At 61.4% G+C, this 12,904-nt stretch carries 12 protein-coding genes; 9 read left to right on the top strand and 3 right to left on the bottom strand.

From position 1 onward, the window contains the following. Window positions 1-77: 77 nt before the first annotated feature. The 3 genes from rpsU to ACOFKT_RS12495 are packed head-to-tail and all read left to right on the top strand — an operon-like array spanning window position 78 to window position 2,674. Window positions 78-275, top strand: a complete 198-nt coding sequence (gene rpsU, locus ACOFKT_RS12505; RefSeq protein WP_041592738.1) for a 30S ribosomal protein S21 — start codon at window positions 78-80, stop codon at window positions 273-275. Window positions 276-302: 27 nt separating this feature from the next. Further along, window positions 303-1,238, top strand: a complete 936-nt coding sequence (locus ACOFKT_RS12500; protein WP_419804312.1) for an MBL fold metallo-hydrolase — start codon at window positions 303-305, stop codon at window positions 1,236-1,238. Between the two features lie 5 nt (window positions 1,239-1,243). Beyond that, window positions 1,244-2,674 carry a diguanylate cyclase gene (locus ACOFKT_RS12495; RefSeq protein WP_419804311.1) on the top strand — a complete coding sequence of 477 codons (1,431 nt, stop codon included), beginning with the start codon at window positions 1,244-1,246 and terminating at the stop codon, window positions 2,672-2,674. 85 nt (window positions 2,675-2,759) lie between these two features. Here the strand turns inward: ACOFKT_RS12495 and tyrS are convergent, their stop codons facing one another. Next, window positions 2,760-4,004, bottom strand: coding sequence for a tyrosine--tRNA ligase (gene tyrS / locus ACOFKT_RS12490; protein ID WP_419804310.1), 1,245 nt, complete (start codon window positions 4,002-4,004; stop codon window positions 2,760-2,762). Between the two features lie 372 nt (window positions 4,005-4,376). On the opposite strand from tyrS, the gene ACOFKT_RS12485 reads away from it, so the two are divergent. The 3 genes from ACOFKT_RS12485 to ACOFKT_RS12475 all read left to right on the top strand — a co-directional run bounded on the left by ACOFKT_RS12485 (window position 4,377) and on the right by ACOFKT_RS12475 (window position 7,870). Beyond that, complete coding sequence (locus tag ACOFKT_RS12485; protein WP_419807165.1) at window positions 4,377-4,787, top strand: DUF3253 domain-containing protein; 411 nt, start codon at window positions 4,377-4,379, stop codon at window positions 4,785-4,787. Window positions 4,788-4,878: 91 nt separating this feature from the next. Then, window positions 4,879-5,301, top strand: a complete 423-nt coding sequence (locus ACOFKT_RS12480; protein ID WP_419804309.1) for a hypothetical protein — start codon at window positions 4,879-4,881, stop codon at window positions 5,299-5,301. 97 nt (window positions 5,302-5,398) lie between these two features. After that, complete coding sequence (locus tag ACOFKT_RS12475) at window positions 5,399-7,870, top strand: family 16 glycosylhydrolase (protein WP_419804308.1); 2,472 nt, start codon at window positions 5,399-5,401, stop codon at window positions 7,868-7,870. A 77-nt stretch (window positions 7,871-7,947) separates the two neighbouring features. Here ACOFKT_RS12475 and ACOFKT_RS12470 read toward each other — a convergent pair whose 3' ends face one another. Beyond that, window positions 7,948-8,862 (bottom strand): AraC family transcriptional regulator, encoded by a 915-nt coding sequence (locus ACOFKT_RS12470; protein ID WP_419804307.1) that lies wholly within the window; start codon window positions 8,860-8,862, stop codon window positions 7,948-7,950. A gap of 137 nt (window positions 8,863-8,999) precedes the next feature. Here ACOFKT_RS12470 and ACOFKT_RS12465 point away from each other — a divergent pair, with 137 nt between their 5' ends. Beyond that, window positions 9,000-9,356, top strand: coding sequence for a hypothetical protein (locus ACOFKT_RS12465; RefSeq protein ID WP_419804306.1), 357 nt, complete (start codon window positions 9,000-9,002; stop codon window positions 9,354-9,356). 323 nt (window positions 9,357-9,679) lie between these two features. Here ACOFKT_RS12465 and ACOFKT_RS12460 read toward each other — a convergent pair whose 3' ends face one another. Then, entirely contained in the window at window positions 9,680-10,303 is a 624-nt protein-coding gene (locus ACOFKT_RS12460; RefSeq protein ID WP_419804305.1) for a DUF2007 domain-containing protein, read from the bottom strand. Window positions 10,304-10,453: 150 nt separating this feature from the next. Here ACOFKT_RS12460 and ACOFKT_RS12455 point away from each other — a divergent pair, with 150 nt between their 5' ends. Continuing rightward, window positions 10,454-11,872, top strand: coding sequence for an FAD-binding oxidoreductase (locus ACOFKT_RS12455; protein ID WP_419804304.1), 1,419 nt, complete (start codon window positions 10,454-10,456; stop codon window positions 11,870-11,872). 159 nt (window positions 11,873-12,031) lie between these two features. Next, a complete protein-coding gene (locus tag ACOFKT_RS12450; RefSeq protein ID WP_419807164.1) occupies window positions 12,032-12,826 on the top strand; it encodes an SDR family oxidoreductase in 795 nt (264 codons plus the stop codon). The last annotated feature ends 78 nt before the right edge of the window (window positions 12,827-12,904 follow it).

Genomic DNA, 12,904 nt, shown 5'->3' with positions numbered 1-12,904 from the left:
GGTACACGATTCGGCAGCGGACCTCGTGGTGTACACTTGACGTTGGCCCGGGTGGCCCGAAGGCGAGGTGTATTCGGTTGGCAGAGGTACGTTTGCAGGAAGGCGAGCCCCTTGAGAATGCGTTGCGCCGGTTCAAGCGCAAGGTGCAGCAGGAAGACATCATCAAGGAAGTGAAGCGCCACTCCTTTTACCTGAAGCCGGGCGAGAAGAAGCGCGTGAAGGAAGCATTGGCGCGCAAGCGGAATCGCAAGAAGGTTCGTAAGGAACAGGATTAGCGTCCTGAAGAGACAGAGGCCACGGCGATGCCGTGGCCTCTTTGCATTACGGGGAGTTTGGCTGTGGAGTGGTGGCTGGCAGAGGATCCAGGGGCGTTGATTCGCGGGCGGGCGCGCGTGGGTGCGGCGGAGATTACGGTGTGCACGGATGGCACGTGCCGGTTCGATGGTGGCGCGATGTTTGGCGTGGTGCCGCGCACGCTTTGGGAGAAGCGGGTGACGCCCGATGCGCGGAACTGCGTGGAGATTGGATTGAACTGCGTGGCCGTGCGCCTGGGTGGGCGCACGGTGCTGATTGAGACGGGGTTCGGGAACAAGCTGCCGCCGAAGTTTGAGCGGATCTACGCAACCGCGAAGTTGCTGCCCGCTTCGCTGGAAGCGGCGGGGGTCGCGCCACCGGAGGTGGATTTCGTCATCAATACGCACCTGCACTGGGATCATTGTGGGTGGAACACGGTGGAGGATGCCGAAGGTGCGCCGCGGGCGTTCTTTCCGAATGCGACGTACGTGATGCATGCGGGCGAGATTGAGCACGGGCGCAGGCAGACCGAGCGTGACCGGGTCAGCTATGTGCCGGCAAACTACGAGCCGCTCTTGGCAGAGCAGCGGGTGCGGCAGGTGCGCGTGACTGGGCCAGGTGAGCGCGAGCAGATCTGCCCCGGCGTGAGCGTGGAGTGTTTCCCGGGGCACACGCGGCACATGCTGGCGGTGCATGTGGAGAGCGAAGGCGAGCGGGCGTGCTTCACGTCGGACCTGGTGCCGACCGCGGCGCACATATCACCCACATGGGTGATGGCGTTCGACCTGGACCCTCTGCGTACGATCGAAGAGAAGCATCGCTTGTACGAGGCCGTGTCGCGGGAAGGCGTTTTGCTGCTGCTGCCGCACGATCATCATGCGTGTATGGGATGGCTGAGGCGCCATCCTCAAGACGGTTACTTGCTGGAGCCGATGAGGGCGTAAGGGTGTTGCAGCATCAGGATGTAACGGAGGAGCGGCGCCTTGCCGCGCTGAGCAGCACGGGCCTGTTTGGGACGCCGCCCGAGGCAGACTTCGACGAGATTGTGAAGCTGGCGAGCACGTTGTGCGGTGTGCCGATCAGCGCGATGACGCTGCTGGACCGGGAGAGCCAATTCATCAAGTCGGCCGTGGGTCTGCCGGTGGGCAGCATGCCGCGTGCGAGCGCCTTTTGCGACTACACGGTGCGCATGGAACGCGTGTTCACTGTGCCGGATACGCACGCGGACGAGCGTTTTGTGGCAAATCCCCTGGTGACGGGCGACCCGAACGTGCGATTTTACAGTGGTGTTCCGCTGCAAACGGAAGACGGCTCGGCGGTAGGCGCGCTATGTGTTCTGGACACGGAGCCGCGGGTGCTGACGGCCGAGCAGGCGTGGTCACTGGACGTGTTGGCGCGGCAGTTATCCGCGCGGGTGCAACTGCGTGCGCGCATGCACGCGGCAGAAGAGCAGGCCCGGCGAATGGAGGAGCAGCGTGAGCTGTTACGGCTGTTCCTGGATAGCCTGCCGATCGAGGCGTACCTGAAGGCGGAGTCGGGCGAGTTGCTGTTTTACAACCGGGCCATGGCGGAGCACTTCGGCATCTCGGCGCAGGACTGGTTGGGCAAGACGAACTATGACCTGGTCGACAAGGCCAAGGCCGACATGCTGCGGCTGGAGGACGAATATGTGCTGCGCAGCGGCAAGTGCCACGAGAGCTATGTCGAGCTGGATATTTCGTCCGCGGGACCCGAGTACTGGAAGCTGATCAAGGCACCGCTGCGCCTGCAGAACGGAGAGCAGATGCTTTCGGCGGTGGCGATCAACCTGACGAATGAACTGAAGCGCGAGGCAGAGTTGGTGAAGCTGCAGGAAGCGCTGGAGGATGCAAACCGGAAGCTGCGATCGCTGTCGCTGACGGATGACCTGACGGGTCTCTGGAACCGGCGCGCTTTCGATTCGCGACTGGAGATGGAGATCTATGAGGCCGATTACGGCAGGGCTCCGTTGACGTTGTTGCTGCTCGACGTGGACAACTTCAAATCGCTCAACGATACGTTCGGTCACTCCTATGGCGATGAGGTGCTGCAGGAGGTAGGTGCCGTGTTGCGCCGCGCGGCGCGCCTGGAAGACGTGAGCGTGCGCTACGGCGGCGAGGAGTTCGCGGTAATTATGCCGGGCGCGGATGCGGCGGGCGGTCAGGCCCTGTGCAAGCGCATCGCGACACTCCTCGATGCGGTGCGCTGGGAGCATCGCAGGGTGACGGTGAGCATCGGCATTGTGACGCACCGGCCCGGCGTGACTTCTGACGCGTTGTTGAACATGGCCGACGAGGCGATGTACCGGGCCAAACGCAACGGAAAGAATTGTGCGTTGGTGTACGAAGGGCAGAGCGCGTAACACTCTGACCGGGGTTGAGGGCCAGCGCTGTACGAGTTCTACGGCGCGTACGCGCTTGTTTGCGCCGGGCACCTTGGCGTGTGAACTATTCGACGGTTATAACTTTCATACGCTTGCCGAGCTTCACGGTGTAAGTGATGGGCAGCGTCGGCGCTGCGATGAACTGGTCCTGCGTGGGCTCATCATTCAGCTTCACTGCGCCTTCACTGCGTTTACGACGGGCTTCGTTCATGGACGGCGCGAGCCTGGCGGCGACGACGAGTTTGTCGACGTTGAGGGTCTGGTTTTCGTCGTTGTAGGCGACGTCTGCGCCCGTGAGCGTGAGACGCTCGGTGTCCTCGCTTGTGCCACCTTTCTGAAACTGGGTGGACCAGTTTTCTTCGGCACGCTCGGCGGCTTCGGGTGAGTGGAAGCCGGCGGTGATGGTGCGGGCGAGATCTTTTTTCGCTTGCATGGGGTGGAAGGAACCGTTCGCGACGGCCTCCCGCATGCGGTCGATCTCGGACTGCGGAACGTCGGTCAGCAGGGTCCAGTACCGCCACATCAGGTCGTCAGAGACCTGCATGAGTTTGCCGAACATGTCGAAGGTCGGCTCAGAGACGCCGATCGCGTTGTTGAGCGACTTCGACATTTTCTGCACGCCGTCCAAGCCCTCGATGATGGGCATGGTGAGAACGATCTGGGGCTGCTGGCCGTGTTTGCGTTGCATTTCGCGGCCCATAAGTAGATTGAAAAGCTGATCGGTCCCGCCTAGCTCGACGTCCGCCTCGAGCATCACGGAATCGTAGCCTTGGGCAAGCGGGTACATGAGTTCGTGCAGCGAAATATCCTGCTCGGCCCGAAAGCGATTCAGAAACTCCTTTCGATCGAGCATCTGTGAGAGCGTGATCTTGGAAGCGAGACCGATCATGCCCGCGTAACCGAGCTTGTCGAGCCACTCGGAGTTGTAGCGGACCTCGGTCTTTTCTCGGTCGAGGATGCGGAAGACCTGGTCCTGGTAGGTCTTTGCGTTCTCGGCGATCTGCTCGCGGGTGAGCGGCTTGCGCGTTTGCGATTTGCCGGTAGGGTCGCCGATCAGCGCGGTGGAGTCGCCGATCAGGAAGATGACCGTGTGACCAAGCTGCTGGAAGTGGCGCAGCTTGCGCATCAGCACCGTGTGGCCCAGGTGCAGATCGGGCGCGGTGGGGTCGAAGCCGGCCTTGATGCGCATCGGCCTGCCGGTGGCGATGGACTGCTCGATGCGCTTCGAAAGATCGTCAACCGGAATGATTTCGGCGACGCCCTTGGTAATGAGGTCAAGCTGTTCGGCAAGCGGAGGGAAGGCTGGCATACACATCTGAGTGTGGCAGCGTGAGAGCGTGTGGGCAAGTCAGTGAGCCCCTCCCGGGAGAGAAGGGCGTCGACACCTGCCGCCGCGGAAGATGCGGCTATTGCGTGGATTCGACGGAAGCGCAGCGCGAAGCGACGATGGAGGGGGCGCAGATCATGAGGAGGAACGAGACGGCGATTATGACATCATGCACGGCGTGTTGCTCTTTTCTGCAGCGGGAGTGGGGTGCTGACCCGGCTGACATGGTCAAGATTGCGCGGTTCCGGACGGGTTCTCTATGGCACGGGAGCGTGGCGTGAGCGAACGTTCGGGGTACATGCCTGACCCGGCAGTGTTAGAGCGTCATAACACCTTGGTGGGAGTGTGGAAGCGATGGAGAAGCGGCGAGGCGTTCAGGCGAAAGCGGGGGTGCCCGCGGCGAAAACGTGCGTGGCCTGCGGGCGCGCGATGGAGTGGCGAAAAAAGTGGGAGCGCGACTGGGAGAACGTCCGCTTCTGCAGCGATGCCTGCCGGAAGCACAAGCCAGGAGCGCGGGACCAGGCGTTGGAGGAGGCGACCCTGCGCTTGCTGCGGGAGCGTGGCGCGGGAAAGACGATCTGCCCGAGTGAGGCGGCGCGTGCGGTGGCGGGCGATGCGGCCCACGAGGTCTGGGAGCCGCTGATGGAGCCGGCGCGTGCGGCCGCGCGCAGGTTGGTTGCGCGGGGCGAGGTGGTGATCACGCAGGGCGGCGCAATTGTCGATCCGTCGACCGCGAAGGGCGCCATTCGCATTCGTTTGGCATGAGGTTGCAAGGTACGCATCACGCGTTGCGTGTCTTGCAACGCGATGCGCAAGTCCGGCAAACGCCTTCTGTGCGTTGCGGCTCTAAGTGAACATGGCAACCGCGAAGAAGTCCGCAACCAAGAAGTCGAGCGCAAAGAAGAGCGATTCGAAGAGCTCCGGGTCAAAGAGCACATCGGCCAAGAAGTCATCGGCAAAAAAGTCCGCGGCGAAGAAGAGCGCGCCGCCTTCGGTGAAGCGGGCGACCAAGTCCGCGAACACGAAGACTGCGGCGAAGCGCCGGCACATCTCCGGTGCGGACACGAAGAAGACACCGGGCAAGAAGAGCGCGAAGAAGGACGCAAGCGGCAAGAAGTCGAGCGCGGCCAACGCGTGCTGGCCGGGGTACGAGCCGACGCCGGGGAAGAAGCAGGGTGAGAAGGGCAGCTGCAAGCCGAAGAAGAATCAGACGCCTGCGGAGAAGAAGGGCGATCAGAAGGCGGCAGCCGCGTCGAAGCTGAGCGGGCAGCGGAAGTAGGCCAGGGCGCGAAATCTCACCCTGGCCGCGAAGAGTACGGCAAAAGGGAACACAGAGCAGGGTGTGTTGTGCCGCGGGTTGCGCATAAGCTGGTCGCATGCGTTTGCGATTGGTTTTGCGTGTTCTCTTGTCCCTGGTTGCCACGGTTGTCGGTTGTGGTATTGCGTCGGCGCAGGCGGGCACGGCCGCAACCCCATCCAACCTGATGCGTGGAGCGTACGGGCTGGAGCGGGCGAACAACGACCTGCTGCACTACACGCTTGACGTGCGTGTGGACCCGGCCGCGAAAACAATACGGGGCACGGTTGCGATACGGTTTCGCATGCTGCAGGACGGGTCGCGCATTCAACTGGACCTGACCCCGGCGCTCAACATCGACAGCGTGAAGCTGCGCGGCAAGGACCTGAAGTTTGAGCGCGCGGGCACGCCGTTCTTTGTGAGCTTTCCGAAGGCGCTGAAGCAGGGCAAGACCTACGAGGTGACGGTTGCGTGGTCGGGGCAGCCGAAGGCGGTTGGGCGCTTCGGCGGCATGGTGTATGGCACCGATCCGCACGGCAGGCCGTGGATTTATACGAGCTGCGAGGACGACGGCGCGAGCATCTGGTGGCCGAACAAGGACCAGTGGCGCGATGAACCGCAAGAGGGCGTGGACATGCACGTCGCGGTGCCGACAGGGCTGACCGCTGTGAGCAATGGGCGGCTGCTGGGGTCGCGCGATGTGGGCGGTGGCTATACGCGGTGGGACTGGCGCGTGACCTACCCGATCAACAACTACGATGTTTCGCTGAACATCGGTACTTACGCGCACTGGAGCGACAAGCTCGTGTCGCAATACGGCAACGTGGACATGGACTTCTACGTGCAGCCGGAAAACCTGGAGAAGGCTCACGTGCAGTTCGCGCAGGCTGGCCCGATGCTGAACGTGTTTGAGAAGTATTTCGGGCCGTACCCGTTTGCGCGCGACGGTTACAAGCTGGTGGAGGTGCCGTACGCAGGCATGGAGCACCAGAGCGCGGTGGCGTATGGCAACGGGTTCAAAAACAGCTACATCAGGCCGGACTGGACCGGCGTGGGCATCAGTCCGCGGTTCGACTTCATCATCATTCACGAGAGCGGGCATGAGTGGTTCGGCAACAGTGTGAGCGCGGCCGACCCGGCGGATATGTGGATTCAGGAGGGCTTCTGCACGTACATGGAAGACGTGTTCGTGGAGGCGATGTATGGTCACGCGGATGCTGTGCGCTACATTGACAGCCTGCGACCCAAGGTCCGTTATCAGCGACCGATTCTGCAGCCGCGCGGGGCCAACAGCGACCCGCCGATCGACCAGTACTTCAAAGGCGCGTTGATGCTGAATACGTTGCGCAGTGCAGTGAAGGACGACGCGAAGTGGTTCAGCACGCTTCACGATGTGGCGACGCACTTCGCATACAAAAACATCATGACCGAGGAGCTGGTGGCGTACATGAACCAGCGGCTCGGCAGGGATTACACGCCGGTGTTCGATGCGTACCTGAAGTACACGGCGATTCCGGCGCTGGAGCTGCGCTACCACGACGAGGTGGTGGGTGCGGCGGGGAACGCGGCGGGTACGGTGGACTACCGTTGGGACTCGCCCGTGGCGAACTTTAACCTGCCGGTGCGCGTGGGCGACCCGGCGCACTGGACGACGGTGCAGCCGAAGGTTGGCGAGTGGCAAACCACGCCGGGGAGCCGTGCGACATTTGCGGTGGACACGAACGACTTCTTCGTTCGCGTGGTGCAGGATCCCTCTTCCGAAATCACAGCCGCTGCGGGCAAGGAGCCTTTGCCGCTCGCCGGATGGAGGCTGGTGTGGAGCGATGAGTTCAACGCACCCGACGGCGCCGCCATCGATGCGAAGAAGTGGAATGTGGAGGAGGGCGGCAACGGCTTCGGCAATCACGAGCTGGAGACCTACACGAACCGCCGCAACAACGTGGAGCAGCGCGGCGGCAACCTCCTGATTACGGCGCGCCGCGAGGACTTCACCGGCAAGGACGGCATTGCGAAGCCGTACACCTCCGCGCGCGTGACGACGCAGGGCAGGTTCGCGCAGAAGTATGGCCGCATTGAAGCGCGCATGAAGCTGCCGGAGGGCGGCCAGGGTGTGTGGCCGGCGTTCTGGATGCTGGGCGAGCCAACGGCCGAGTTCAAGGACTGGCCGGGCATCGGCGAGATCGACATCATGGAACAGATCGGCAAGAAGCCGGGCACGGTGCACGGCACGCTGCACGGGCCGGGCTATGCCGGCGACAGCCAGCTTGGGGTGCCGTTCAACTTGCCGGAAGGAAAGAAATTTTCGGATGATTGGCACGTGTTTGCCGTCGAGTGGGAGCAGGCGGCGATCCGCTTCTACGTCGATGGAACACTGTTCGGCACCGAAACGCCAGCCGACGTCCCAAGCGGGCAGAAGTGGGTCTTCGACCACCCGTTCTTCATCCTCTTCAACCTGGCCATCGGCGGTGACTGGCCGGGTAATCCTAATGCGACGACGAAGCTGCCGACAACCATGCAGGTGGATTGGGTACGGGTGTACGAAATGCAGTGACGGGCAGGTGATGAAGCTGTATGAAGCTTCGAAACTCGCAAACTAGGGGTCACTTCCTACAACGGCGTTTCTCGGAATTAACGTTGTCGGTTCTTTGCGTATTGTTTCGGCGGACATCCGACGGTCCTGCTGAATGCCGTGCTGAATGCACTGATGGATTGGAAACCTACAGCGAACGCGATCTCTGATATCGAGCGCGCTCCCTTCCTGAGTTCATCCTTGGCCAATGTGATTCTCCAGTCGAGTAGATAACGAATAGGGCTTACACCGACTGTGTTACGAAAGCGGGCTGCGAATCTTGACCGTGAGACCCCACGTTGTTTGGCAAGCTCCGCTACTGTCCAGTTGCGTCCCATATTCCCGTGCATAGTCTGCAAAGCTCTTGCGGTAATAGGATCTGCCAAGCCTGCAAGTAGGCCGGTATCTCCATCCTCTGCGCGAAGGTACGGGTCACGAAGAATGTCCACGAAGAGAAGTTCCATTAACCGTGCCACGACAAAGTCTCTTCCCGGCTCAGAAGCGGCCGCTTCTGATGCATTCATGTGCAGGAGCATACGGATGCGCTCGGAGCGGTTGGCAGTGGCTACGATATGGACAAGGGGTGGCATAAGCGCCGTGAGCAGGTTCTCGTTCGCTGTGTCAAATAGAAATCTTCCACCCCGCAGCAGCACCGGGTGACCCTCGTCGATGCCAAGCTTGACCAAACCGCTGCTCGATGCACCGAAAAGCTTCACGCTATCGACTGGCTTGACACTTGTGTTCGACGAGAACCGGAACGGCACGGAGGTTCGTATTAGTACAAAGTCGCCGGGTGACATCTTGACCGGCTCCATGTTGGGACGGACAATCAGGCAGTTTCCGTAGACAACAGAACAGAACAGCAGATCGTCCCTCTTCGGGAAGCTGACTGCCCAGCGACCACTTGCCTCAATTTGCCTCCAGAGCGTCGCTTTAGGCCTAAGAAGCTGTATGAGATCGATCAGCGGATCCATAGTGCTAGGACGCCTGATAAACAGTTTGGGAGCTTCGCTTATAGATTGTCCCCGGCCCTGGCACTATCGTCTCGTCTAGAGGGTTCGATCGTGCCATGTAGAGCACGAACATTTCGGTCGAGCCAGGAGAATAATCTATGTCGAACGGCACTCACGATTCACAGTGGAACACCTATTCCGGTGCTTGGGCCAATGTCACGCCAGAGGAGCGAAATAGATTGCTAACCCAGTCTGTTGCAACGAACTTCTCCTTCTCTACTCCTGACACGGAAGGGTCTGGTGTTGAATCCTTCACCGCCCTTCTTGAGAAGTTCCAAAAGCAGTATCCCGGTTCGCACTTCGAGACTCGCACATTCATCGAGCATCATGGCCAGTCCGTTGCGGAGTGGATCCTGTATGGCGGAGATGGATCGGAGTTGCTAAAGGGAACGACTGTGGCCCGCTATGGAGATGATGGAAAGATGACGCACGTCGCCGGATTCTGGAAAATCTAGAGCAAGTACGGACTGTTGAACTCTACACGTTACAAAGACCTCGAATATCAAGTGGTGCCCGCTACCACTCATAAGCCAGCACAACCGGGCAACTGGCGGCAAGGTGAAGTAGCCGCTGTTCGTGACCCAGAAGTTCTCGACAAAACATGCCAGGATGCCGCGCTTCAACTTGCCCGGCAGACCGCGTGAGAGCACGCTGTCGGCGCGGGCGATGGAGTAGGGCAGGTCCCGCCCATGTGGGGCGACGATGATTTCAGCTCCGGCAGGCGATCAAAGAGGCCGGACGCCATGAACCGCAGCGCGTGCAGGCCGGTTTTCACGAGCTAGCTTTCTGGCAACAGCACAAGGTCGCGTTCAGCAATTTGCCTGCCGCAATGCAGGCAGCGCCAGAAGCGTGCACCGCGCGGCAGCGGGAGAGCAAACAGCCAAAGCGCGGTGGCCCTTAGCCCGACGCCACGCTCGACTCGATGGACGTCCGGGCTGCCGCAGGATGGGCAATGCTCCTCGGGCTCCAGGGTGGAGCCTGGTTCGGCAGGCATTTCGGTCGGTAAAGATTGCAGCAGAACAAGACGAGCGGCGTTCTCGTCCTGTTGCTGCACTTGCAGGCGCATGCCGCCGATGAAGTTTGAGATCTGCCAGTCAAGGCGGACCGTATTTTCGTCTCGGAGAAAGCAAGGTATCTCGGCCGCTTCCAGTGCGCCGCGCGCTACGATTGCACTGGACAGGTCCCGGAACCGCTCGACAGTGACCCAGGTGGATGTTTCTGGAGTGGGATCCTCGAGTTGCGAGGTCAGGTCCGGCGGGTTCAGCCCACGTGTTTGCAATTTGTTGAGTAGGATGGCCTGCGCTTCCGGCGTATGCGTATCGCGCTCTGACGCAACCTGAAGCAAGGCTGCATCGTTTAAGTCGGCAAAATGAGCTTTCAGTGATTCAGGTTCAGGTGTCATCCGTTTCCTTTGCGCATCCTTACACAATTCCACGCCTCGGCTGCGCTACAGCGCACAGCTTATCGATGAACCATTGCAGCCGCCGACCGTGGCAAGTTGACGCTGGATTGCTTTGTTCGTGGTGCGGCGGCATCCGGTATTCTTGAAGGAATGGAAACGATGCAGGAATCGCCGGTGCTGCAGCACCGTGGAGCGCCCGCGGACGAGCCGCCGCCGGTGCGCCCGCATGGCGACGTGGACGATCAACTGATCGGCGAGGTGCCGTTCCGCAGCTGGGGGCGCTACCCGCTGTACCCGGCGAAGCTGGTCCCGTTGAACTGGCAGGATGATTTTCCGCGCGTTATGCAGGAGAACGCGGGCATGCCGGGCGGCGCACTAGCGGTGGGCATGGGCCGCAGCTATGGCGACAGCTGCCTGCTGAAGGACGGCAACCTGATGGTCGCCACGGGCATGAACCGTTTACTGGAGTTTGATCGCGAGAGCGGATTGTTGACCGCGGAGGCGGGGCTGACGCTGGGCCAGCTGCTCGACTTTGCCGTGCCGCATGGATGGTTTCTGCCGGTTTCGCCCGGCACGAAATACGTGACGCTGGGCGGCGCGGTCGCGAACGATATTCACGGCAAAAACCACCACCTGGCCGGAACGTTCGGTCGCCATGTGCGGCGGTTCACGCTGGTGCGCAGCGATGGCACGCACATGGAGTGCTCGCCGACCGAGAACCCGGACTGGTACGCCGCGACCATCGGCGGCCTGGGGCTGACGGGCGTGATCACGAACGTGAGCCTGCAGCTGAAGTCGATTGTGTCGCGGTTCATCGATTACGAGGGCATTCAGTTTCACGGCGTCGACGAGTTTCTGGCGCTGACCGAGCAATACAAGCATGTGGAGTACACGGTGAGCTGGGTGGATGTGACCAGCACCGGCAAGAATTTTGCGCGCGGCATTTTCATGCTGGGCGATCACTCGAAGATCCCGGACAAGCTGACACGGTCCAAAGAGCCGAAGCTGTTCTTTCCCATGGATGCGCCGGGCGCAATGCTGAACGGCGCGACGGTGGCGCTGTTCAACACGGCTTTCTTCAACAAGCAGATCAAGCCGCGGGTGCGGGCACTGCAGGATTACGAGCCGTTCTTCTATCCGCTGGATAAAGTGCTGCACTGGAACCGCATGTACGGCAAGCGTGGCCTGTTGCAGTTCCAGTACGCGATTCCGTGGGCGAGCGCGCGCGAGGGCACAATCGCCATCCTGAACGAGGTGGCGAAGAGCGGGCTGGCATCCTTCCTGGCGGTGTTGAAGGCGTTTGGCGATGTGGAGTCGCCGGGCATGATGAGCTTTCCGCAGCCGGGCATCACGCTGGCGCTCGACTTTCCCATCAAGCCGGACAAGAGCTTCGCGCTGTTCGACCGGCTGGCCGCCATGACGCTGGACTACGGCGGCAAGCTGTACCCGGCGAAGGATGCGCGCATGACGCGGGAGCAGTTCCAGCAGAGCTATCCGCAATGGGAACGCTTTGCCCGATACAAGGACCCGCTGTTGACGTCGAGCTTCTGGGAGCGCGTGACGCAATAAAGCTGTCCGTCCTAAGCTGGCCGAGCCAGCACGGGCGACGCCTGGCAACGGAAAGTGCATAGTTCTACACTCCGCACCCACGATGAAGTCATCAGTGCTTCCGATCGAAATGACAGGGTGTGCGATAGCCGAATGAGAAGGACGATTATGGCCGAGCAGATGAGTTTGGACACAGCGCCGGAAGTGGCGCTGCCGAAACGTGACCTGACGCATACGCCGCGGCGCGTGCTGGTACTGGGTGCGACGAGCGGCATTGCGGAAGCGACCACGCGCATCTGGGCGCGCGAAGGTGCCAACCTGTTCCTGGTCGGGCGAAATGCGCAGCGGGTCGCGGCCGTTGCCGCGGACCTGAAGACGCGCGGCGCTGCCTATGTGGACACGGCTGTAGCGGACCTGGACGACGTGGACGGCCACCCGGAACTGCTGGCCAAGGCGATTACGTCGCTGGGTGGGCTGGATGTGGCGTATCTGGCGGTCGGCATCCTGGGTGAGCAGCCCAAGGCCGAGCAGGAGGTGAACCACGCGCTGCACATTCTGCACACAAATCTGACCGTGCCCGTCAGCCTGCTCACGTGGCTGGCGAACTTCTGCGTGAACCAGGGGCGCGGCACGCTGGCAGTGCTGAGCAGCGTGGCCGGCGAGCGCGGCCGCAAATCAAATTATGTCTATGGGTCGTCAAAAGCGGGCTTGACCGCGTTCCTCGCAGGGCTGCGCAACCGCATCGATCGCGAAGGCGTAACCGTGCTGACCATCAAACCCGGTCCCGTGAAGACCAGCATGACCACCGGCATGAAAGGCAGCGAAAAATTCGCTGACCCCAACAAGGTCGCGCAGCAGATCACGGCAGCCGTTCACAAGAAGAAAGACGTCCTCTACACCCCAGGCATCTGGGCCCCCATCATGTTCGTCATCCGCAGCATCCCGGAGCGGGTATTTAAAGGCCTCAACCTGTAGCTGGCAGGTCGTATAAATCTAGGTGCGGAGCGCTTCGGCTCCGCACCTTTGCTTGCCGCTTCGGCTCAAACGAAAGAG

Origin of the sequence: Terriglobus sp., assembly GCF_965201105.1 — a bacterium.
Classification (GTDB): Bacteria; Acidobacteriota; Terriglobia; order Terriglobales; family Acidobacteriaceae; genus Terriglobus.
This window is presented reverse-complemented; position numbering and strand designations above follow the sequence as displayed.

Coding starts and splice junctions, on each gene's coding strand:
- ACOFKT_RS12475 (WP_419804308.1), top strand. CDS start 5,399: ATGCGTTTGCGATTGGTTTTGCGTGTTCTCTTGTCCCTGGTTGCCACG.
- ACOFKT_RS12485 (WP_419807165.1), top strand. CDS start 4,377: ATGGAGAAGCGGCGAGGCGTTCAGGCGAAAGCGGGGGTGCCCGCGGCG.
- ACOFKT_RS12470 (WP_419804307.1), bottom strand. CDS start 8,862: ATGGATCCGCTGATCGATCTCATACAGCTTCTTAGGCCTAAAGCGACG.
- ACOFKT_RS12465 (WP_419804306.1), top strand. CDS start 9,000: ATGTCGAACGGCACTCACGATTCACAGTGGAACACCTATTCCGGTGCT.
- ACOFKT_RS12500 (WP_419804312.1), top strand. CDS start 303: ATGCCGTGGCCTCTTTGCATTACGGGGAGTTTGGCTGTGGAGTGGTGG.
- ACOFKT_RS12450 (WP_419807164.1), top strand. CDS start 12,032: ATGAGTTTGGACACAGCGCCGGAAGTGGCGCTGCCGAAACGTGACCTG.
- ACOFKT_RS12455 (WP_419804304.1), top strand. CDS start 10,454: ATGGAAACGATGCAGGAATCGCCGGTGCTGCAGCACCGTGGAGCGCCC.
- ACOFKT_RS12480 (WP_419804309.1), top strand. CDS start 4,879: ATGGCAACCGCGAAGAAGTCCGCAACCAAGAAGTCGAGCGCAAAGAAG.
- tyrS (WP_419804310.1), bottom strand. CDS start 4,004: ATGCCAGCCTTCCCTCCGCTTGCCGAACAGCTTGACCTCATTACCAAG.
- ACOFKT_RS12460 (WP_419804305.1), bottom strand. CDS start 10,303: ATGACACCTGAACCTGAATCACTGAAAGCTCATTTTGCCGACTTAAAC.